Annotated in this window: 18 protein-coding genes; 7 read left to right on the forward strand and 11 right to left on the reverse strand. The window is 48.9% G+C overall.

Annotation, left to right across the window (positions count from 1 at the left end):
• Positions 1-100: 100 nt before the first annotated feature.
• Both QN379_RS04355 and QN379_RS04360 read right to left on the reverse strand, forming a co-directional pair.
• Positions 101-2,380 carry an arginine/lysine/ornithine decarboxylase gene (locus tag QN379_RS04355; protein ID WP_322236426.1) on the reverse strand — a complete coding sequence of 760 codons (2,280 nt, stop codon included), beginning with the start codon at positions 2,378-2,380 and terminating at the stop codon, positions 101-103.
• A 326-nt stretch (positions 2,381-2,706) separates the two neighbouring features.
• Positions 2,707-3,231 carry a dihydrofolate reductase gene (locus tag QN379_RS04360; protein WP_322236429.1) on the reverse strand — a complete coding sequence of 175 codons (525 nt, stop codon included), beginning with the start codon at positions 3,229-3,231 and terminating at the stop codon, positions 2,707-2,709.
• 541 nt (positions 3,232-3,772) lie between these two features.
• On the opposite strand from QN379_RS04360, the gene QN379_RS04365 reads away from it, so the two are divergent.
• The 4 genes from QN379_RS04365 to QN379_RS04380 all read left to right on the forward strand — a co-directional run bounded on the left by QN379_RS04365 (position 3,773) and on the right by QN379_RS04380 (position 11,428).
• Positions 3,773-5,332 carry a glucan biosynthesis protein G gene (locus QN379_RS04365; protein WP_416186814.1) on the forward strand — a complete coding sequence of 520 codons (1,560 nt, stop codon included), beginning with the start codon at positions 3,773-3,775 and terminating at the stop codon, positions 5,330-5,332.
• Entirely contained in the window at positions 5,305-8,010 is a 2,706-nt protein-coding gene (gene mdoH, locus QN379_RS04370) for a glucans biosynthesis glucosyltransferase MdoH (RefSeq protein WP_322236430.1), read from the forward strand. Before QN379_RS04365 ends, mdoH begins: the two co-directional genes overlap by 28 nt.
• A 521-nt stretch (positions 8,011-8,531) precedes the next feature.
• Positions 8,532-9,950 (forward strand): efflux RND transporter periplasmic adaptor subunit, encoded by a 1,419-nt coding sequence (locus tag QN379_RS04375; protein WP_322236432.1) that lies wholly within the window; start codon positions 8,532-8,534, stop codon positions 9,948-9,950.
• Between the two features lie 11 nt (positions 9,951-9,961).
• A complete protein-coding gene (locus QN379_RS04380; protein WP_322236434.1) occupies positions 9,962-11,428 on the forward strand; it encodes an efflux transporter outer membrane subunit in 1,467 nt (488 codons plus the stop codon).
• A 239-nt stretch (positions 11,429-11,667) separates the two neighbouring features.
• Here QN379_RS04380 and QN379_RS04385 read toward each other — a convergent pair whose 3' ends face one another.
• Positions 11,668-12,642: a thymidylate synthase gene (locus QN379_RS04385; RefSeq protein WP_322236436.1), complete on the reverse strand. Its 975-nt coding sequence runs from the start codon at positions 12,640-12,642 to the stop codon at positions 11,668-11,670.
• Positions 12,643-13,230: 588 nt separating this feature from the next.
• Between QN379_RS04385 and QN379_RS04390 the strand changes: the two genes are divergently transcribed.
• Positions 13,231-13,779, forward strand: a complete 549-nt coding sequence (locus QN379_RS04390) for a polymer-forming cytoskeletal protein (protein ID WP_323506103.1) — start codon at positions 13,231-13,233, stop codon at positions 13,777-13,779.
• Between the two features lie 266 nt (positions 13,780-14,045).
• Positions 14,046-14,915 (forward strand): formyltetrahydrofolate deformylase, encoded by an 870-nt coding sequence (gene purU, locus QN379_RS04395; RefSeq protein ID WP_322240496.1) that lies wholly within the window; start codon positions 14,046-14,048, stop codon positions 14,913-14,915.
• A gap of 174 nt (positions 14,916-15,089) precedes the next feature.
• Here the strand turns inward: purU and QN379_RS04400 are convergent, their stop codons facing one another.
• From QN379_RS04400 to QN379_RS04420, 5 genes are all read right to left on the reverse strand, one after another.
• Positions 15,090-15,536, reverse strand: a complete 447-nt coding sequence (locus QN379_RS04400; protein WP_323506104.1) for a copper-binding protein — start codon at positions 15,534-15,536, stop codon at positions 15,090-15,092.
• 215 nt (positions 15,537-15,751) lie between these two features.
• Positions 15,752-16,207 carry a DUF411 domain-containing protein gene (locus QN379_RS04405; protein ID WP_323506105.1) on the reverse strand — a complete coding sequence of 152 codons (456 nt, stop codon included), beginning with the start codon at positions 16,205-16,207 and terminating at the stop codon, positions 15,752-15,754.
• Positions 16,208-16,251: 44 nt separating this feature from the next.
• Positions 16,252-16,743, reverse strand: a complete 492-nt coding sequence (locus QN379_RS04410; protein ID WP_323506106.1) for a cupredoxin family protein — start codon at positions 16,741-16,743, stop codon at positions 16,252-16,254.
• A gap of 46 nt (positions 16,744-16,789) precedes the next feature.
• Positions 16,790-17,197, reverse strand: a complete 408-nt coding sequence (cueR, locus tag QN379_RS04415; RefSeq protein ID WP_323506120.1) for a Cu(I)-responsive transcriptional regulator — start codon at positions 17,195-17,197, stop codon at positions 16,790-16,792.
• A gap of 4 nt (positions 17,198-17,201) precedes the next feature.
• Entirely contained in the window at positions 17,202-19,721 is a 2,520-nt protein-coding gene (locus QN379_RS04420; protein ID WP_323506107.1) for a heavy metal translocating P-type ATPase, read from the reverse strand.
• Between the two features lie 155 nt (positions 19,722-19,876).
• Here QN379_RS04420 and QN379_RS04425 point away from each other — a divergent pair, with 155 nt between their 5' ends.
• Positions 19,877-20,080, forward strand: coding sequence for a heavy-metal-associated domain-containing protein (locus QN379_RS04425; protein WP_322236450.1), 204 nt, complete (start codon positions 19,877-19,879; stop codon positions 20,078-20,080).
• An 82-nt stretch (positions 20,081-20,162) separates the two neighbouring features.
• Here QN379_RS04425 and QN379_RS04430 read toward each other — a convergent pair whose 3' ends face one another.
• From QN379_RS04430 to yjgA, 3 genes are all read right to left on the reverse strand, one after another.
• Positions 20,163-20,831 (reverse strand): alpha/beta hydrolase, encoded by a 669-nt coding sequence (locus tag QN379_RS04430; RefSeq protein WP_322236452.1) that lies wholly within the window; start codon positions 20,829-20,831, stop codon positions 20,163-20,165.
• 66 nt (positions 20,832-20,897) lie between these two features.
• Entirely contained in the window at positions 20,898-21,635 is a 738-nt protein-coding gene (gene mog, locus QN379_RS04435) for a molybdopterin adenylyltransferase (RefSeq protein ID WP_322236454.1), read from the reverse strand.
• The gene (yjgA, locus tag QN379_RS04440; protein WP_322236456.1) at positions 21,577-22,176 is read right to left on the reverse strand and encodes a ribosome biogenesis factor YjgA; all 600 of its coding nucleotides are present in this window, start codon (positions 22,174-22,176) and stop codon (positions 21,577-21,579) included. Before yjgA ends, mog begins: the two co-directional genes overlap by 59 nt.
• Between the last annotated feature and the right edge of the window lie 202 nt (positions 22,177-22,378).

Here is a 22,378-nt window from a genome sequence, read left to right on the forward strand (position 1 = left end):
GTTGATGACTGTGCGATAGGTTGGCGCATTCAGAATGGAATAAGCCATTGATGGCCATATCACATTTGATATGGCCATTTTTTTGGCTATTTTTTATTTGCTATTGGTTTGTAGCTTCGATGCGAACGCAGTCGACAAAGTAATCCCGCTTGCCATTCACTTCACGCTTCACCAGGCCATGCACGTCTGTTTCAAATCCCGGAAATTTTTCATTGAAATTCCGTGCAAATTTTAAGTAGTCAACAATAGTCTTATTGAAACGTTCGCCAGGAATCAGCAACGGAATGCCGGGCGGATAGGGCGTCAATAGGATCGATGTCACGCGGCCTTCGAGCTGGTCAATTGGTACGCGATCTATTTCACGATGCGCCATCTTGGCGAAAGCGTCGGATGGTTTCATGGCCGGTTGCATCGCTGAAAGATACATTTCAGTGGTCAGACGCGCGATATCATAGGCTTTGTAGGTCTCATGAATTTGCTGGCACAAGTCGCGTAGACCAAGACGTTCGTAGCGAGAGTTTTTACCGTTATTAGCGCGAGCGAATTCCGGCAGAATACGCCAGATGGGCTGGTTCTTATCGTAATCGTCTTTAAATTGCTGCAATGCTGTCAGCAACGTGTTCCAGCGGCCTTTGGTAATGCCGATAGTGAACATGATAAAGAATGAATACAAACCACATTTTTCAACGATAACCCCATGCTCGGCCAAATACTTGGTCACAATCGAAGCCGGTATTCCGCTATCACCAAATTGACCGTCAAGTGACAACCCTGGCGTAACGATGGTTGCCTTAATCGGATCGAGCATATTGAAGTTGGGTGCCAGATTGCCGAAGCCATGCCAATCGTCTTCAGCCTTGATTACCCAGTCTTCTCGTGAGCCGATACCATCCTCTGAGAACGAGTTTGGTCCCCACACCTGAAACCACCAATCCGCGCCCCATTCGAGATCGATTTTTTTCATGGCGCGGCGGAAATCGAGCGCCTCAAGAATACTTTCTTCGACCAGCGCAGTACCGCCCGGCGCTTCCATCATCGCCGCTGCGACGTCGCAGGACGCAATGATGGAATATTGTGGCGAGGTGGACGTGTGCATCAGATACGCCTCATTAAAAGCGTCCTGATCGAGTTGCACGGTTTCCGATTCACGCACCAGCACTTGCGATGCCTGCGATAGACCCGCTAGCAATTTGTGGGTTGATTGCGTTGAAAAAATCATTGATTTCTTTGCACGCGGGCGATCTTTGCCGATCGCGTGCATGTCTTTGTAGAAATCATGGAAAGTGGCGTGCGGTAACCATGCTTCATCAAAATGCAAAGTATCGATCTCGCCATCGAGCATGTTTTGCAGCGTCTCAACGTTATAAATAACACCATCGTAAGTCGATTGCGTAATCGTGAGGATACGTGGCTTTTTATTCAATGCTTCCCGGGCAAACGGATTGGCTTCGATCTTTTTCCGAATGCTTTCCATCGTAAATTCTTCTAGCGGAATCGGACCGATAATACCCAGGTGATTACGGGTCGGCATCAGGAAGACCGGGATTGCGCCGGTCATAATGATCGAGTGCAAAATCGACTTGTGACAATTGCGATCCACGACGACGATATCGCCGGGCGCAACGGTTGAATGCCACACCATCTTGTTTGAGGTGGACGTTCCGTTGGTAACGAAGTAACAATGATCGGCGTTGTAAATGCGTGCTGCGTTGCGCTCGGATTCAGCGATTGGGCCCGTATGATCAAGCAACTGACCGAGTTCTTCGACGGCGTTACAAACGTCGGCACGCAACATGTTTTCACCAAAAAATTGATGAAACATCTGGCCAATCGGTGATTTTAAAAAGGCGACGCCGCCAGAATGGCCGGGACAGTGCCAAGAGTAAGAGCCATCTTGGGCGTAGTGTACCAACGCACGAAAGAAGGGCGGCGAGAGGCCGTCCAGATAGGATTTGGCTTCGCGAATAATATGCCGGGCGACAAACTCAGGCGTGTCTTCAAACATATGAATAAAGCCGTGCAGTTCACGCAGAATGTCATTTGGTATATGACGTGAAGTGCGGGTTTCGCCGTATAAATAGATCGGGATGTCGGCATTCTTGTAGCGGATTTCTTCGACAAAGGCGCGTAACGATTTCAGCGCGTGATCGGTCTCTTCGAATGAACCTGCCCCGAACTCCTCATCGTCGATCGAGAGAATAAAGGCGGACGCTCGCGATTGTTGCTGGGCGAATTGCGACAGGTCGCCATAACTGGTGACACCCAAAACTTCCATGCCTTCTTTTTCCATCGCGTCGGCGAGGGCCCGGATACCGAGACCGGAGGTATTTTCTGAGCGGAAATCTTCATCGATGATGACGATAGGGAAGCGGAATTTCATGCGGTCTCCAAGAGACGGGTGTGGATAACAGGAACAGCGAACGCGGTTCCCGGTTGGGCCGCTGGTTCGCTGATCAATGACTTGCGTCGCTCGCTGCTCTTAAGGTAGAGGGCAACTTTGCGGCACTAAAAAGGTGAAAGTCGAATTTTCGCAGATATGTGCAAAATTGGGGTGAAATGTACCAAAACACTAGCAAAAAAATCAGCCCGCAACGTTGTCCTAAAAATAGGGTGCAATAAGATGACTTAACACAATGACTTAATACAATGATTTAATAATATGGCATTAAAAGTATGATCAAAAAATTCGACCCATTACAGCTGTTCTTAAGCGTTAAACGATTGTCGTCTTTGATATTCTACAAAGGCGTAGTCGAAATTGTTGGCTGCGGAGTGATGTGAGAGACGTGACGTTTCTTGCCATTGTTGCGGATCTAATGCCGGAAAGAAGGCGTCGCAGTCAAAGCGTTTGCTGATTTCAGTCACGATTAAACGGTCACAAAGGCGTTGCGCAGCAGCGTAGATTTCGGCACCGCCGATGACGAAGGCTTCCCCAGCAGCATCGGCATCATTAACACTTGAATTCGCTAGCGCGGCGGCGGCTTCGAGAGAGTTCACGGTTTCCACGCCTTCGTGTTGCCATTCTGGATTACGGGTAATGACGATATTGCGCCTATTTGGCAGAGGCCGCCCAATGGATTCAAATGTTTTACGACCCATAATAATCGTGTGACCCGACGTGGTGCGTTTGAAGTGCGCCAAATCCTCCGGTAAATGCCATGGAAGGGTATTGCGAATGCCGATGCCATTTTTGGCATCAGTGGCGACAATGATAGTGAGAATAAAAGGCATGGCGGGCGCAGGTTTGGTCAATGGAGGGACTTTTTAAAATGTGCGGTAAATTTTGTTGCTTTATCGAACTGATCAGGTGGTGACGGAGGTTTGATACGTTGGCGTCATTGGCGTCAATGATTACATTTGATCGCTTCAAGCATATAAATTTAGCTCTCAACACTTCGCTATAGTGGGACAGTATGATGACATACGCGTGAATTGCTGCGATTTTACTATAAACATCCAGAGGAACTTTGGTGGCTTACGCTGATCATAACTCGGTATGTAAATTTGCTTATTAACAAGAAAGAAGCTGGGTTAATGCGTATTGTCCCTTAGCATTGATCGCTTTTATGTAATGTTAATTCGTGTCAATTAGCAGGTATTTTTGTTTGATTTAATGTAAATTTGGCAAATAATTCTGTATTAAAGCATCCAAAGATGCTTCTTTGCGAAAATAAATAAACAATCCAACGCTGTAAGCTAATATCTATTGATAGTGGCAATCAGCTAACGAGCGGTGATTTCGCAAATCAAAGCAGTGCCAAATGGGAATCCAATGTTTTTAAAATATTTTTCTTCGGTGAAGTCATTTATTTCGACACCAACGCGCGTCATGTTGGCGCCAGCACTAATCATTATGGGATGCCTACTTCCTATTCAGTATGCTTCAGCGTTTAATTTTAACGACGTTGCGCAACGGGCTAAAGCGTTATCAGCTAAGGCTTATGTTAAGCCTGTCCCGGATATACCAAAAGAGGTTGATGATTTAACCCTGGAGCAGTATCGAGACATTCGGTTCAAGTCTGAAAAATCACCGTGGGCTAGTGCTAAGTTGCCATTTGATTTAGCTTTTTTTCATGAGGGCCACCTGTTTAACCAGCCGGTCAAAATGAATGAGATCCTCGGTAAAAACGTACGTGAGATTCGCTTTGATCCCAACAATTTTACCTATGGCGCAAATAAAATAGATCCAAGTAAATTGCGCGGGCTTGGGTTTGCTGGCTTCCGTGTTCATTACCCGCTTAATAACACCAGTTATAAAGATGAAGTGTTGTCGTTCTTGGGCGCAAGCTATTTCCGTGCTATCGGCAAGGATCAGCGCTATGGATTATCGGCGCGCGGATTGGCGGTTGACACTGCGTTGAACTCGGGCGAAGAATTTCCGCAGTTTGTAGAATTTTGGATTGAACGGCCAAAAGCCGGTGATAAACAACTGACGATCTACGCATTGCTTAATTCGCGTCGGGTGACTGGCGCATATAGCTTTATTCTGAAGCCCGGAGTTGATACGGCGATTGAGGTCAAAGCGCAACTTTATTTGCGCGAAAACGTGAGCAAATTAGGCATTGCACCGCTTACAAGTATGTTTTTATATGGCAAAAATCAACGGTCACCTGTTGAAGATTATCGGCCAGAAGTGCATGATTCAGATGGGTTATTGGTAGCGTCTGGCACTGGCGAGTGGATTTGGCGACCATTGGTTAATCCTAAACGTTTGCTGGTCACGTCTTACACCTTGAGTAATCCGATTGGTTTTGGGTTGATGCAGCGCGAGCGTAACTTTGCCGCGTATCAAGATCTTAGCTCGCGCTACGAAAAAGGGCCGAGTGCCTGGGTTCAGCCCAAAGGAAAGTGGGGCTCTGGGAGAGTCGAGTTAGTGCAGATCCCGACACCGGATGAAACAAATGACAATATTGTTGCTTATTGGGTACCTGATACCCCGCCAAAAGTGGGCCAACCTTTCAACATTGAGTACACACTTTTATGGCAAAAAGACGCTGAGAAGAGTTCACCTTTATCATGGGTAACGCAAACGCGACGCGGCAATGGGTTTCAGGCTAAGCCTGATGACAGTATCGGTTTGTTAGTAGATTTTGAGGGTCCGGCCTTTAAGAAGCTGCCTGAAAACACAAAATTGGATGCGGTTGTCAGTGTTGATGATAACGGCAAACTATTGAGCAGCGAAGCGGTCAAAAATGAAGCTACCGGCGGGTGGCGCATCAATATCAAGTTGCGCCGGAACGAAGAAAATAAACCGGTCGAGATACGTGCTTTCTTGCGTAACGCCAATACAACCTTATCTGAAACGTGGAGTTACATATTACCGCCCAACTAGCGCTCAAGCCAGTATCGCAGGTGATTGACGAACATTCGCCTAGCGATTCCTATCTCCAGCGCCTTCCTCTGTCGCCGCGGCAGCGTAAGCTGTTGTCCGAGCGAATGCATTTTAGTCCGTCAGCGACATCGACCGAAGAAATGGCCGCGTTGCACCTGGCGCTGGCCGAGATTGACGATGCCAGCAGTGTTTCTAATGCAACTAATCCGGCATATGCATCAATCGCCAATCGTTTGCAGTTGGCGTATGGAGTTCCGCAGGACGTTGATAGCCTGTCTGACAGCGTATCGGGTACGGTTTTAAACAATCCATCTGACAATGTATCAAACTATAACGGCTCGTCCGGGGAAGACAATCGTGATTCTACGGGCTTGACACCGGAGATCGTTACTGATGCAAGTGGCAGAACACGGATAACAATTGCGCTGCCATTGAAGCGGACGCCGATCGTTGCTCGTCCTTGGGGGACGTTGAATCCTATCGTGCGCTGGATCGAAAACGCTAATCGCGCCTTTGATCGCCGCCCGAGCTTGAAATCCAGAAGGCGTGCGACGGCGCAGGAAACCGCGCAACAAACTAGTGTTGAACACCCCGTCCTGAAAGAGAAAACGCACGATCCACGTGGGATCTGGCGACACAATGGAAATCTGCGCCGCCTCGTGTTAGTCATGTTGATGTTGGCACAGACGGTGGTTGCCACCTATTTCATGAGTACGGTGCTGCCGTACCATGGCACTAAACCATTGGAGATGCTGACTCTCGTCCTGTTTGCGATTCTGTTTTGCTGGGTTTCGGCGGGATTCTGGACTGCGATGGCAGGTTTTCTGGTTTTGATGCGCGGGACCGATCGCTACGTTATTTCGCGGGAAGATGCGGCGCCTGGGCCGATTGCTGGCAATGTGAGAACGGCGATTGTCATGCCGATCTGTAATGAGGACGTCAATCGCGTATTTGCTGGGTTGCGTGCGACGTATGAGTCGGTATTGCAAAGTGGTGAGTTGGATCGTTTCGATTTCTTTGTACTAAGCGATAGCGGTGATCCCGATATCTGCACTGCAGAACTGGATGCATGGGTAACTTTATGTCGCACGCTCGGGGGATTTGGTCGTATTTTTTATCGACACCGTCGCCGTCGGGTTAAGCGCAAGAGTGGCAATATCGACGATTTCTGCCGCCGTTGGGGTGCGAATTATGATTACATGATTGTGCTGGACGCCGATAGTGTCATGAGCGGCACCTGTCTGACGACACTCGTGCGTTTGATGGAAGCAAATTCAAGCGCTGGTATTATTCAGACCGCGCCGCGTGCCGCTGGCCGCGATACTTTGTATGCGCGGATTCAACAGTTTTCTACACGCGTATATGGGCCGTTGTTCACCGCAGGTTTGCATTACTGGCAATTGGGCGAGTCGCACTATTGGGGCCACAACGCGATTATCCGGTTGACGCCTTTCATGAAGTATTGCGCTCTCGCACCGCTGCCTGGCGAAGGATCGTTGGCCGGTGAAATTCTGTCACATGACTTTGTCGAAGCGGCATTGATGCGACGCGCTGGTTGGGGCGTCTGGATTGCTTATGATCTGGCTGGTAGTTTTGAGGAAATGCCGCCAAATCTATTGGATGAACTTAAGCGCGATCGCCGTTGGTGTCAGGGAAATCTGATGAATTTCCGATTATTTCTGGCGCGCGGCATGCATGGTGTTCATCGTGCAGTATTTGTTACCGGTGTGATGGCGTACATTTCGGCACCACTTTGGTTCGGATTTTTAGTATTGTCGACGGCGTTGCTTGCCATGCATACGTTGATTGCACCTGAATATTTTGTGACCCCGGGTCAACTATTTCCCGTGTGGCCGGAATGGCATCCTGAGAAGGCGTTAACTTTATTTAGCGCAACAGCGACGCTGTTATTTCTTCCTAAAATCTTGAGCGTCATTTTGATTTGGGCTAAAGGCGCACGTGAGTTTGGCGGTGTTGTCCGGCTAACGATGGGCATGATCATTGAATTGTTGTTTTCTATGATGCTGGCCCCGGTCAGGATGTTATTCCACACGCGCTTTGTGGTCGGTGCTTTTCTTGGATGGGCGATTAGCTGGAAGTCACCGCCTCGCGAAGATACGGAAACCACTTGGGGCGAGGCAGTTCGGCGACACGGCTGGCACACGGCGCTGGGGATAGCGTGGGGCGCAGGTGTATTCTTTTTGGAACCATCATTTTTGTGGTGGTTATTGCCGATTGTCGGCTCTCTGGTGCTTTCGATTCCATTATCAGTATTTTCAAGCCGAGTTTCATTGGGGCGCAGTTTCCGCCACGCTGGGTTATTTGTGATTCCGGAAGAGGTCGATTTACCACCCGAACTTGCCGCGACTACGGCATATAACGAGGCAAGCAGACGCTTGGCTGGTTTTACTGAAGCAGTGGTTGATCCAATTATTAACGCATTGGTCTGTGCTTCGGTCACGGCGCGGCCAAATATTCCTGCCGCTAGTGTCGCAGCGCATGCCGCGTTAATCAAAGCAGCATTGATCCATGGACCCGATAGTTTATCCTCTGGCCAAAAAAGTGCTGTACTGGATAATCCATTGATGTTGTCGCAATTGCATTTGGACGTATGGAGTGCACCAGAGGCCAATCGCTTGTGGATGGGATTGACCGAAAGAAACGTTGCCTCTTCCTAGTGAGCGTCTTTGCGTTTCTATTGCAATCAGATTACTCAACCTGATTATTTGTGTTTGAGCATGGCATCTTAAAAGAATATGCATCCTTTTAAGATGCCCTGATAGGCATTCAAAATGCAGAGGTACAGTGCCGGTTCGGGTGACGGAGTCTTTAAATTAACGTCTGATTAAGCGTTTTATGAAGCGCCTGATTAAGCGCTCAGGACAATAAAATTCAGTCACTAAAGTGACTTCGGTATTAATAGCGAATGGGCCTGACTCCCCTAAATGTTAGTGCGTTTCGTAACAACTGTTACCATTCTGTTTTGGCGCACGACGGAGTATTTTGGTTATTCCGTCTAAAATACGGGTTGTATTTCAAATACGCGGATTGTGTTTTTTCGTCATGTTTGTCAAAAAATTAATCTACGTCACACCCTTAGTTATGTATTTATTATTCGCCCGACGCAGACCTTTGGTCAACGCTTGGGCTATTTGTGATTCTAGCCAGCTATTTTTTTGTTTATTTTGACGTGCTACCAATGACTGTTGATCAGACCAAAGCTTTACCTATTGCCTCTCGTTTTTCTTCTCGGCTATTTCGTCGCAGCAGTCTTGCTGTCGGATTGTCGCTCGTAGTCGTGCTTAGCGCAGGGGTTGTAATTGCGCAAGTGTTGCAACAGCCGAAGCCGGTATCGGCCATCAATCCTGAGATGGGACCGCCAGCGCCAATCAAGTTCGATACGGTGACTATTCAGCGCGGGGATATTCAACAGACGGTTGAGGCGGGCGGAAAGCTCCAACTTTACAAATACGCTGATGCCAACGCGCAGGTAACCGGACAAATCAAGGATGTGCTGGTTGCCGTCGGCGATACGGTGCAGATCGGCAAGATGGTTGTTGAAATTACACCAACTTTACAGCCCGCCAAAGTCGAAACCAATCGTGCTCAAATGGCGCGGTTACAGGCTGAACTGGCAGACCAGCGCGCGCAGATGGATTTTGCTGAATTGCAGTTTAAACGCCAAACGCAACTCAAAGCGCAAAACGCCACGCGTGAAGAATCTTTTGAGTCCAGCCGCATGAGTATGTCCTCTGCGAGCGCCCGCGTGGATGCTATTAATGCACAGATTCGCCAGGTTGAGGCCACACTTAAATTCGACGAGGAGAGTCGTCAGCACACGCAGGTATTGGCGCCTATTTCGGGAACGGTAGTTGCTCTGAATGCCCGCGCAGGACAATCGGTTGGTGCACCGCTGCCGGTTGTTCCACTGATGCGTATTGCCGATTTGTCAAAAATGACTGTTCAGGCGCGTGTTGCCGAAATTGATGTTACGCGTTTGCGGCGCGGCATGACGGCGAACTTTACGACGCCGGGTTATCCGGGAAAACAATGGTCAGGCAAGTTACGTCAGGTAATTCCTGTACCCGCAGATGGATCGGGCGAGCAAGGTAAGCAGACTTTTTATAACGTGTTATTTGAAGTCGATAACCCTGATCAGGAATTAATGAGCGGTATGAGTACGGAGGTTGAGTTCATCGTGGCACAAGCTAAGGATGCTGTCTTACTGCCAATAAAGCTATTGGCTAAACCTGATAGCGATGGCATTTATAGCGCTAATGTCTTGGATAGCAATCAACAACTCAGTGTGCGGAAGCTAAAAATTGGCATACGAAATCAGCAACAAGTACAAGTTTTATCCGGTTTAGCAGCCGGCGAACAGTTGCTAGTTGGACCTGTTCCTGCTGTACTGCTTAAGCCTAAACCGGTGAGTCCGCCAGTTACGCCCGCCGCGGCTGCAACTCCCGCAACTACAAGCGATGCGACCAATTCGTCGAATGCAAACAAGTCGGTGACTCCCGCGGCAGCATCATTTTCGACACTGATTCCACAGCCTAAAAATGTTATTTCGCCAAGTAATCCGTCAAATGGTGCAAGCGTTACATCGGTAACGCGTTAATGGAGCCGGACATGCGCCTTTCTCGATTGTTTCACTTGACATTTTTATCCCCTCCGTCCCTGTCCACATTAATGTTAGGTTTGCTGTGCGCCGTTTTAGCTGGCTGTGCGCACAATATCCCTATATCGGAGCCGCCTCCGGCAGTAGAGATGCCGGCAGGTTGGACATTAAGTGGAAAGGCGAGCAACCAGGAGTGGCCCGATAATGACTGGTGGAAGCGTTTTGGCAGCGCTGAGCTAACGCAATTAGTCGATGAGGGCCAGCATAGCAATCTCGAGATTGCAGCGGCCCTTGCGCGCGTGCGACAGGCGGAAGCACAAGCACGCATTGCGGGTGCACCGTTATTACCCACTGCTGAATTTTCTGCCGGTGGTAATCGCGATCTGCCCCTAGGAAATAACGGAAGCGCGAATACTTCGGCAAGCGGACTGTTGCAGGTCAGTTACGAAATTGATTTTTGGGGAAAGAATAAGGCCAGTCTGGCGTCTGCGGAAGCCTCGTTAAAAGCGAATCGTTATGATCGTCAAACTGTCGCTTTGACCGTCACAAGTGGCATCGTTTCCACGTATTTGCAGGTACTGTCATTGCATGACCGAATCAATATCGCGCGTGAGAATGTGGCGAACGCTCAAAGAGTGCTCGTGCTTGTCGAGGCGCAAAGTAGCGCCGGAGCCGCATCACCACTGGATCTCGCCCGTCAGCGCTCGGCAGTCGCCGGACAAAAGGCTTCGCTTCCAGATTTAATGCAGCAAGAACGTGAGGCGCAGTCTGCGCTGGCGATTTTGTTAGGTCGGTCATCCCAAACCTTCAAAGTGGCAGATCACGGACTTGACACCATAGGGCTGCCCGATGTGACGCCTGGACTGCCTTCGGAGTTGCTCTCAAGGCGACCGGATATTCGGCGCGCCGAGGCACAACTTGCGGCGGCCAATGCGAACGTCGCGGTGGCACGTGCTGCTTTGTTTCCGAGTATTCGCCTGACCGGATCGACGGGCGCACAGAGTAGTGCGTTGTTATCATTATTTAATGGCCCCAACTTGCTCGCCAACGTGGGAACATCCTTGGTAGCACCGATTTTTGATGCTGGCCTATTGAAAAATCAACGGGATTTGGCAATCGCACAAAAGCAGGAGTTGGTGCAGGTTTATCGGTCAACAGTTATTGCGGCGCTGTCGGAAGTAGATACCGTGCTGGGTCAGATCAGAAGTCTGGACGAGCAACGTTCATTGAAAACGACCGAAATGGAACAAGCCCGTTTTGCGTTTAATTTGTCGGAGATTCGCTATCGGGTTGGTGCTGAAGATTTGATGACCGTGCTGGATACGCAACGGGCTTTATCAGACGTGCAGAACGAATTAGGCGCATTGAAATTGAAGCGATTACAAGCCACCGTCTCGCTGTATAAGGCGCTTGGTGGCGGCTGGCAGGACGATGCAAGTCACAAGAAAACGCCGACTACCGCCGGTGCTGGCGCTTAAAATAATTGGAACGTGGTTAATATTTTGTCGGTGGAAAATAAACATAAGCCGACGATTTTGATGGCTAGTGATAGCAAATTTTGATCAACGCCGCAGCGAGATTTTTTTTGTCTTTTCCCAGGCTTTAAAAATTAAGCATAGGTAATTCCTGCTGCCTGATTGTTTGCGGATGAGCGATGCGACAAAATCAGTCTGCCACCGCAAGCCGTCACACTCGCACGGCATGGTCGGCAGCGATTTTAGACGGCCATCGGGGCAGTCAGTGGTGCATGATGTTGATAGCTATCAAGCGAAAAGTCACCAGGTTCGATTTTTTCTAGCCATTCCGGTTCGTATTTTCCTGTTTTTGCAAAATCAGGAATGCGATCCGATATCACCAGATTCGGGGCTGGATGGGGCGCACGTTGGAGTTGCTCATTCAGCATGCTCAAATGGTTCTCATAAATATGCGCATCGCCTATGAAGTAGGTGAACCACTTCGGCGTATAGCCAGTGAGCCGTGCGACTAGATGCAATAATGCAGCACCTTCAGCGAGATTAAATGGCGTACCTAAACCGATGTCATTACTTCGTATGTAGAGGCAAAGCGATATTTCTTTAGTCGCGGCATTGGGCAAAAATTGGTATAAAAGATGACACGCCGGAAGTGCAATGGCATCCAGATCGGCACAATTCCAACCGTGAAATAAAATACGCCGACTACCTGGATTTTCCATAATTGTGTCCAGACAATCGCGAAGCTGGTCAATCGCTTTGTATAAAAGAACTTTTTCTTTCCCGTCCTCTTGTAAAGAGGAAATCAGCCGAAATCCTCTTTGCTGGGCATCTGCGATCTGGCTAACCTCGGTTTTTTCCAATAGTTTATAGGCGGGCCAGGCGCGCCATTGGACACCGTATACAGGGCCTAGGTCGTCTTCCCCTAGTCGATACGGATTTGCACGCCACGCAGCATTTTCGTTTGCGTTTTGATCCCATACCTTGCATCCCAATGCGCGAAATTCGGCGGCATTACGAGATGCTCTTAAAAATCCGACTAGTTCACCAACGACGGACTTAAAAGCCAACCTTTTGGTAGTGACAGCCGGAAATCCCTCTTTTTGAAGGTCGAAGCGCATCATCGCACCCGGCATGCTGATGGTTCTTATTCCTGTACGATTTTCTTGCCAGCTTCCATTGTCCAGAACCATTCGTACAAGGTCGAGGTATTGCTTCATTGAATTTTTTCTCCGGCTTGCTGCGCGGCGAGAAGTGCCATGCAGCCTATATTGTTGAGGCCTCTAAGTATAGCGACTCATGCAGTATTCGGCGCGTTTTCCATGCGTTGTTTTGATTTACGGGCGATTCTGTCGATACGAAACTTTAATCTTTCAGAGCAAAAATTTGCTGCTGCTTTAACATAACAGCTTGCATGTGCACGTAGAACGCTTAACATGTTGTGATGGGTTTTAATCCGAGCAGTTTGTGAGAATAAAAATTGAAAGCAACTGCACAAAATTTTGAGACTGTTACAAATGATTAAATCTAAACGTGAACTTTTTAGGATTTATCTGTATCTCAAGCAAGTGTCTTTTGTCCCAATACATTTTTGCGGTACGCTTTAAAGTTGACTCTTGGTAATGTGTCAATCTAATGCAATCCAAATAACGTAATACGCATTACGGCGAAACTTACGACGAAAAACACTCGCTCGGCTTCGGCTTGTTCAGCGCCGGGTAACGGGGCAGCCAAGTTTAATTATTTTTATCCGTATGTCACTGCATGTTCCAGGCACACAGTGCGTACTATCATCATCAGGAGATTTCATGCTTCGTTCAGAAACGCTTTTTGGTAAGCGCGAAACACCGACACCAACTTCCCCTCTCAGCGCAACTAACAATTTGTCGCCGAATAGCCCGTCTAGTTTTCCAAAAGCGGGTAACCAAGTTGGCTCACCAGGCAATTCCATGCTGTCCTCACAACATTCGAACGCTTCCAGCACGAGTGAAGGCGGCAGTAAATTGATTGTGGGCCCAAATATAAAGCTCAAAGGCGTAGAGATTACCGATTGCGATACGCTGGTCGTTGAAGGCCGCGTTGAAGCCACTATGAATTCCCGTGTCATTCACATTGCTGAAAAGGGTGCTTTCATTGGCTCTGCTGAAATCGATTTGGCTGAAATTCATGGTGAATTTAATGGCGACCTGACTGTACGCGAAAAATTGGTGATTTATGCCACAGGTAAAGTTTCAGGAAAAATTCGGTACGGCAAAGTTGTGATCGAAGAAGGTGGTCAACTGATCGGTGAAGTTCAGGTTGGCACAGCCTCTGCCAAGGTCGCACCACCTGTTGCGATTGCTTCTAGCAGCGTTTGACGTATAGATTTAGCGGTGTGACCATGTTATGGCATGAATGAGCACATGTTTCTGGTGTGTTTTGAGATTTTTATTTGTTTTTAGGCAATATATTTAAGAGCCGAAGCATTTAAATTTTCACCGTACTTTTCACCTTACAAGCCCGGGCATTCTTTATAGTTTGCCCGGGTTTTGTTTGTCTGCTGAAGGCATGCGACAATGGCAGCCTTCGCCCAAAGCTAAAGTCTTACTGGTACGGGCTGGTTTGCAACCCAACAAAAATAATGATGAGCTATCCAGAATATATTCTTACTTTGTCTTGCCTCGATCAGCGCGGTATTGTCCATCGTGTATCGGGGTTTCTGGCCGAATATGGCTGCAATATCCTCGACTCAGCCCAATACGGGGATGCGCAATCGAACTTATTTTTCATGCGTGTGCATTTTTCCTCGGAAAATCCGACCTTGGCTGATGAGGCGTTGCGTGCTTCATTTGCCGCACTTGCGGCGTCCATGCAAATGACGTGGCAACTCAACGACGCAGCTAAAAAGCCACGCATGTTGTTAATGGTGTCCAAAATCGGTCATTGTTTGAACGATTTGTTGTTTCGCTACAAGAGTGGTTTGCTAGAAGTCGAAATTCCCGCGATTGTCTCCAATCACACCGATTTTTACCAATTAGCGGCAAGTTACAACATTCCTTTTCACCATTTGCCGCTGGCGAATGGTGCATCTGCGGCGGCTAAATTGGCGCAAGAAGCACGTATTTTAGAATTGGTCGAAACGAACAACGTTGATTTGGTAGTGTTGGCCCGTTACATGCAGATATTGTCACCCGCGTTGTGCACGGCCTTGAAAGGACGAGCAATCAATATTCACCACTCTTTTCTGCCTAGTTTCAAAGGTGCAAAACCTTATTATCAGGCGCATGACCGGGGTGTTAAGTTGATCGGTGCCACGGCGCACTTTGTGACCGGTGATCTGGATGAAGGCCCGATTATTGAGCAGGATGTGGCGCGGGTTGATCATGCGATGGCACCTGATACATTGACTGCGATTGGTCGCGATGTTGAGTCTGTCGTCCTGGCGCGGGCCGTCAAGTGGTTTGTCGAGCATAGAATATTGCTCAATGGTCACAAGACTGTTGTATTTAAATAAGCAGTGTGCGATTGCAACATCGCCGGTCGGCTAGGCCTGTCTATCGCGGTTCGTATGGTTGATAGACATTTATCGACAATTGGACTTAGGCATGCACGCGCTTGTACGACACAATTAATCGTACTTTTATGGAGTATAGAAAACGGGAGCCGATGGGCTCCCGTTTTTATTGATTTATGAGTTCATTTCCAGACTCACGATAGTCAACGCGCCATTACGTTTGCCAATCGAAAATTTAACCGCATCTCCGGCCTTGAACTGATGCAGCATTTCACTATCGCTCACGTTGAACGTCATCGTCATCGCTGGCATCCCAAAATTAGGAATTTGATCATGCTTCATGGTGATAGCGCTAATAAGCGGATCAACTTTGATGATTTCACCATTGACTAGCGGTAGCGCAACATTGTCGTTTGGCTCACTTAATTCTGTCTTGCTATCGGCTCTATCCACATGGGTGTTCGCCATGCTCGTCAATGGGACACCGATTAATAAGGTGATCGCGATCACCACAAAATTGCTTAATAAGTACAAATGTGTCATCGATGAAACCCTTTTCTGAAAGAGAGGTGTGGCCGGTGCCAGTGCAAACGTTGGCCAGATGCGCAGCGATATACGCATCGAATGCATTCATATCGGCTGATATCGTCACGATAATACGCAGTTGGCTATTCTCAGGAAGGCGCGGCGTGACATATTGTATGGTGCGTTATTCGAAGAAATTTACATAACGGTTTTACAGCTCGTTACGAAATAACGCATAATAATTGTAGTCTGGTATTGCTGAAATTCTCGTATTAATCAGCCGTAACAATCAGCCGTAACAATTAGCCATATCAATCACCCGCGTAATGATGGAAGACCGATTGCGTACCATCATTTTTTACGAGTATCACGTCATAAGCCATTTTGTTCGGGCCATCCATGCCCGGCGAGCCGGAAGGCATGCCTGGTACGGCAAGTCCGATTGCCTTTGGGTGTTCTTTCAATAATCGTTGAATATCTTTGGCCGGAACATGGCCTTCGATTGCGTAGCCGCCGACCACGGCGCTGTGACATGATGCCAAGGTGGCTGGGATTTGAAATTTTTTACGATACGCTGAAGTATCGGCAACATTTGTGGCATTGACCGCGAATCCGCTATCCTCTAAATGTTTAATCCAACCGGTGCAGCATCCGCAATTTGCATCCTTAAAGACGGCGATGACGGGTTTTGCCGCAAAGACGGTACTGTTGATGCCGAATACTAAAAATATGGTGACGAGTGATGCTACGGTGCGGCGACGAAACATGGTTGTCCTAAGAGCGAAGATATTAGTTTTCAACATTTTCATATTTATTCACTGACCACGACGTTTACTTTCCCCTTCATTCCGGCCTCAAAATGGCCCGGTTCCAGGCAGGCAAAGTCGACCTTCGTTGTCTTGCCAAACGTCCATATGAGATCGGCAGTTTTGCCTGGCTCTACGGTTATTTGGTTTGATTCGTGATGCTTCATCTCCGGCATTTGACGCATCATTTCAGCATGTTTGGAGAGTTCAGCCGTGCTGCCGATGACCATTTCATGCTGCAATTTACCGTTGTTAGCGACCACGAATTTGACGGTCTCGCCCTGTTTGACGGTGACATTGGCGGGTGTAAAGCGCATGTCGTCGGCCATGGCGATATGGATTGTCCTGTTGACTTTCGTGATCGTTCCTGGTGCGCCTGATGCAGGATTTTCACTTGAAGCGTGGCCAGTGTCTGCGTTAGCGATACTGGTGGTGGCTATCGCGCTAATGATAAGTGCAAAAAAAATAGAAGGTAAAAAAGAGAGAGTTGTTTTCATAGTGTTCCTGACCAATCAAAAAATGGGGACGACAAAGCAGCCAGCGTTAGTTCCGGGGAGGTGAGTATTGTTGCGCTAACTCATCGAGAATCGGACACTCGGGACGGGCGTCGCCCTGACAATTATTCGCTAAACGTTCTAACGTTATTTTCATGATTTGTAATTCATTGATTTTTTCATCCAGATCTCGAATGTGTTGCTGCGCCAATTGCTTGACTTTGCTACTAGGACGCGATTGGTCAAGCCACAGTCCGATGAGTGCGGTGATCTGTTTCATTGAAAATCCCAGTACTCGACTTTGTCGAATAAATCGGAGCAAATGCACATCGCGTTCACCGTAGGTACGATAACCGGCCTCGGTGCGCATTGGAGGTTGGATCAGGCCAATTTCTTCGTAGTGGCGAATCATCTTTGCAGAGACGCCCGAAGCCAGCGCTGCGCCGCCAATATTCATGCGATCAATGTCCATTTGTTGTCCTGTCTTCAGAATAAGTTGACACGTTTTGTTCCGGTTTCCAGCGTCGTAACAGCAACGCGTTGCTTACCACGCTGACACTGCTGAACGCCATCGCTGCACCGGCTAGCACTGGATTTAAAAATCCCAGTGCCGCCAACGGAATTCCAACAACATTATAGAAAAACGCCCAGAAGAGGTTTTGTCGGATTTTATGATAAGTGCGACGTGAAATCGCAATGGCGTCTGCTACGAGTGCCGGATCGCCTCGCATCAGCGTAATCCCGGCAGCCTGCATTGCGACATCCGTACCGGTAGACATGGCAATCCCTACATCGGCTGCGGCTAACGCTGGCGCATCGTTGATGCCGTCCCCAACCATTGCCACCACAGCGCCATTTTTTTTAAGGTCGGCTATCGCTTTGGCTTTATCAGCGGGCAGAATTTCCGCAACTATTTCAGAAATGCCGAGCTGTTTACCGACTGCGTTTGCACTCCCCCAATTATCGCCGCTTAACATGGCGACCCGGATAGAGAGTCGCTGTAAATGTTCGATTGCCAGTTTTGCTGATGGTTTGACGCTATCACCGAATGCGAGTAGTCCGCGCATCATTGGTATGTCATTGGTATTGGCAGGCTTGCTTGCCAGCCATGAAATTGTGCGTCCCTCCGCTTCGAGTGCAGCCGCATTTTCCGAGAGAGTGCCACATTCAACGCCCAGTTTTTGCATCCAGCGTGCGCTGCCGAGAGAGTAGATTCGGTCCTCAATCCTGGCTTCGATTCCATGACCGGGGACAGTACGAATTTCGCTTGCGAATGGAAATGAGAGAGTGATTGCGTTGGCCGCATTGATGACAGCCCGCGCCAATGGATGCTCACTATCACGCTGTACTGCAGCGGCTAAAGTAAGTAATTCGGTATTTATTAAGCCAGTATCCCTCAAGCCCTCATCAGTTGGCAATTCATTGCTAACTGCGGTTCTGACATCCGCAAGGCAAGCGATGAGAGTCGGATGGCCGATGGTCAGCGTACCCGTTTTATCAAAAGCAACGACGTTGATGCGATGGGCAATTTCGAGTGCTTCCGCATCCTTGATGAGAATTCCATAGCGTGCAGCTACGCCCGTTCCAACCATGATGGCTGTGGGTGTGGCGAGCCCTAACGCGCAAGGACAGGCGATGACCAACACCGCCACAGCATTCAAGATCGCCTCTTCCCAGTTTCCATTGAGCAGGCCCCAACCAAGCAGGGTGAAACAGGCGATGAGCAACACCACCGGCACGAATACCGCACTGACCTGATCAACCAAACGTTGAATCGGCGCTTTTGCCACCTGCGCTTGTTCGACTAACCGGATGATCCGGGACAACGATGTTTCTGCGCCGGTCGCCGTGGTGTGGACAAGCAGCACGCCCTCACCATTGATGGCACCAGCGATAACGTGATCGTCTTTCTGCTTTGAGACTGGCAGACTTTCGCCAGTCAGCAGCGATTCGTCCACGTGGCTACTTCCTTCCAGGACCTTACCATCGACTGCGATGCGTTCGCCGGCACGCACGACGACGACATCCTGAACACGTAAGGCGCTAACCGCGACTTGGTGATCCATGCCATCACGCCTCACCGTGGCGTGGTCAGGACGCAATGCCTGCAACGAGCGAATGGCGTCGGCGGTCTGATGTTTGGCGCGTGTTTCAAGCCATTTGCCGAGCAATACCAAGGTCATTACAGCCGCGGATGCCTCGAAATATAGGTGTCCCATTCCGTCTGCATTGGATGTCAGAAGTTGGTAGAGCGACAGGCCGTAAGCGGCACTGGTACCAAGCACCACCAGCAAGTCCATATTTCCTGTTTTGGCCTTCAATGCGCGCCAGGCAGCGCGATAGAAGCGCGCACCCAGCCAAAACTGTACAGGCGTTGCCAATGCCAACTGCCACCAACCTGACAATTGCCAATGTTGACCAACTACCATCAACAGCATAGGAATGATCAAAGGTGTGGTCAGTAAAGCTGATAAGGCAACCGGCCACCAACTTGGCCATCGGTTGCTTGAAACTACGTTCGAGCCGCTCGTCTCTGATTGCGATGCAGGCAAAGTTGCTGTGTAGCCAGCCGCTTCAATGGCCTTTATCAACAGTTCGGCTGGTATTTCCCCAACGGTATCAACGGTGGCAAGTTCGGTGGCAAGGTTGACAGATACCGACTGGACGCCACGCACTTTGAGCAGCGCTTTCTCCACTCTGCCGACGCATGTGGCGCAACTCATGCCAGTAATTGCCAGAGTAAATTCCTGGTGCTTAACGTCGTATCCGGCTTTCTCGACAGCGGTAACTAACGCGCTAACGGTGGTCGCCATATCAGACGTGACGGTAGCAAGTTCTGTGGCGAGATTGACGCTGACATGCTTAACGCCGTCGACCTTGTTTAATGCTTTTTCAACATGTCCAACACATGAGGCGCAACTCATCCCGCCAATAGGTAATGTAAATTCGATCAACGTGCTGGTGTTGGTAATGGTGCTCATGATAAGTCCTGCTTAAACAGTGGTCATACCTAGATAATGCACCTTCCTATCATAGTAAGGTCAAGCTTAATTTTATCAAAGTTTGGTTTTGATCCTGCGCTTGACCTTCCCACTATGGGATGGTGCATAGTAAGGTCTGTTACAACTAAGAGGGGATGATGATGATTGTATTTAATGTTCAGGATATGACATGCGGCCATTGCGTGGACCGGATCACCAAGGCGATTAATGCGGTAGATAGCCGCGCTAAAGTCGAGGCGCAAGTAGCGGAAAAGAAAATAGCGATTGAAAGTGATGCGGATGCAGGGCAGTTGGCGCAAGCAATTGAGGGTGCCGGTTACACGCCGGTGCAGATTTGATCTGTCGTTTTTATCAACGTGTGGCCAAGGCAGGAATCCTTGGCCACTGTATTGTAGAAGTTAGAAATCTTTACAAAAAATGTTACGACAATACTTTGCGCAGCCAGCTACCAATATCTGTGACTTCTTCCGCACAGACTGAATGTTGCATGCGATAGTCGTGCCACTCTATTTGATAGCCAAGTTGGGTCAAACTGTCACGCGACTGTTCTGCCCGGCTGAGAATAACCACGGGATCAGCAGTTCCGTGCGCCATAAAAATAGGTGTATCTTGATTGGCGCTGGACCGTTCTTTCTCGATTGTGTCGCGCAGCGGTAAGTAGCCTGACAAGCACATCAAGCCGGCCAATTTTTCCGGATACCGCAAACCGGTTTGTAATGCCATGGCGCAACCTTGTGAAAATCCGGCGACGACGATTTTGTTCGCTGGAATACCACGTGCAATTTCTTGCGCAATCAGCGCGTCTATCTGTAACTGCGATTTGCGTAATCCGGCTTCGTCTTCTCGCTTCACTAAATCAGCCGTAAAAATGTCATACCACGCTGGCATCACATGACCGTTGTTAATGGTCACCGGGATGGTTGGTGCATCGGGGAAAATGAAGCGAATACCCGGGCAGTCGCGCAGATCAAGCTCTTTAACGATCGGCACAAAGTCAGAACCGTCAGCTCCGAGGCCATGCATCCATATAACGCTAGCCGTAGGAGTGGCAGAGGTCGTAATTTCTTGGGTCGGGAGGAAGTTGGTCATAGTGCCGAGAAAGTGTTGTACTGATTATTGGATGTTAATGAATGTTAATCCATTGGCGTTGTTGATTCATGCACCAATCGGACGGAGCGCCGATTTTGGTCGGAATACCTTACAAATGGCTGCGTTAGTCTCGATATAAGGACCACCGATTAAGTCGATACAGTATGGAATCGCCGAGAAGATGCCAGAAACTTTTTGTTCTCCGTTGGCATCTTTCAAGCCTTCCAGTGTTTCTTTGATCGATTTAGGCTGACCGGGTAAATTAAGGATTAGGGCGGCATGATCGTCAATTTCACGAATCACGGCCACCTGACGCGACAAAATTGCAGTCGGTACAAACTGCAGGCTGATTTGACGCATCTGTTCGCCAAAGCCCGGCATTTCCTTGGTTCCTACCGCCAGCGTTGCTTCCGGTGTGACGTCGCGTCGCGACGGGCCAGTCCCGCCAGTGGTCAAGACCAGGTCACAACGTTGGTGATCTATTAGCTCAATGAGGGTTTGTTCGATGACTTTCTGCTCGTCTGCGATCAGACGGGTTTCGGTTTCCCACGGACTTGTTAGCGCTGCGCTAAACCAATCTTCTAGCGCAGGAATTCCCTGATCCTGATACACGCCTGCGCTGGCGCGATCTGAAATTGAAATCAGTCCGATTTTCAGACGACGGCGTTCAGGAGCAATATCAAAAATAACTGATGCTGTTTCTGAAGCGGTGACGGTCGTCGTGGACGTATCAGTGATTGTTTTATTAATAGTCGTCGCGCTCATCGTCATCGTCGCCAGTTTCTGCATCGCCATCATCGGCATTTGGCTTCTGCAACTGTTTTAGCAGTTGGAATATCTCGCGATAAGCCTTCGGCGGTTTGTTTTCAGCTTGTTCTTTGCGTGCATTGCGAATCAGTGTGCGCGTATGCTGCACGTCAAGATCAGGATGCTGAGCGAGTAACGTGGTCAACGCGCCGTCGTCTTTTAGCAAACGGTCACGATGGCGTTCCAGCGCATGCATTGCCGCCGTGTCAGATTTCGACAAACCTCTCCAGCTATCCAGTGTTTTCTGGATATCGGCAATCTCGTGTTCTTCCAGCGTGCGCATCTTCTTGCCGACATATTGGGTTTGACGGCGGCGGCCTTCGTGGTCCTTGATTTGCTGGCAAATAAGGATGGCTTCACGCACATCTTCCGGCATCGGCACGCGCTTGACGCGGTCGCGCGATTCAGCGATTAACTCTTCACCCAACTTTTGCAGCGCAGTCATTTCACGCTTAAGTTGGGACTTTGATGGACGGTCGTATTCTTGTTCGAACTCGGTGGACTGGAAGCCACAAGAGCCGCGATTTGGATTTGGCATGATTGTAGGGGTGAAACTATTCTCTTTAAACGATTGCTATGATAACCGTTTTAGTCCGAGGCTTGTCGCTCATTCGCCGTTTTTGACGCTATGGTCATACCATAAATATCTGCTAAGCCATTGAATTCTAGGGAATTTAGCTAAAATTGTATCGATTAGTCAAGTCTACAAATCCGATAATCATATGTCTTGGCCATAATGG

Origin of the sequence: Glaciimonas sp. Gout2 (genome assembly GCF_035018905.1) — a bacterium.
GTDB lineage: Bacteria > Pseudomonadota > Gammaproteobacteria > Burkholderiales > Burkholderiaceae_D > Glaciimonas.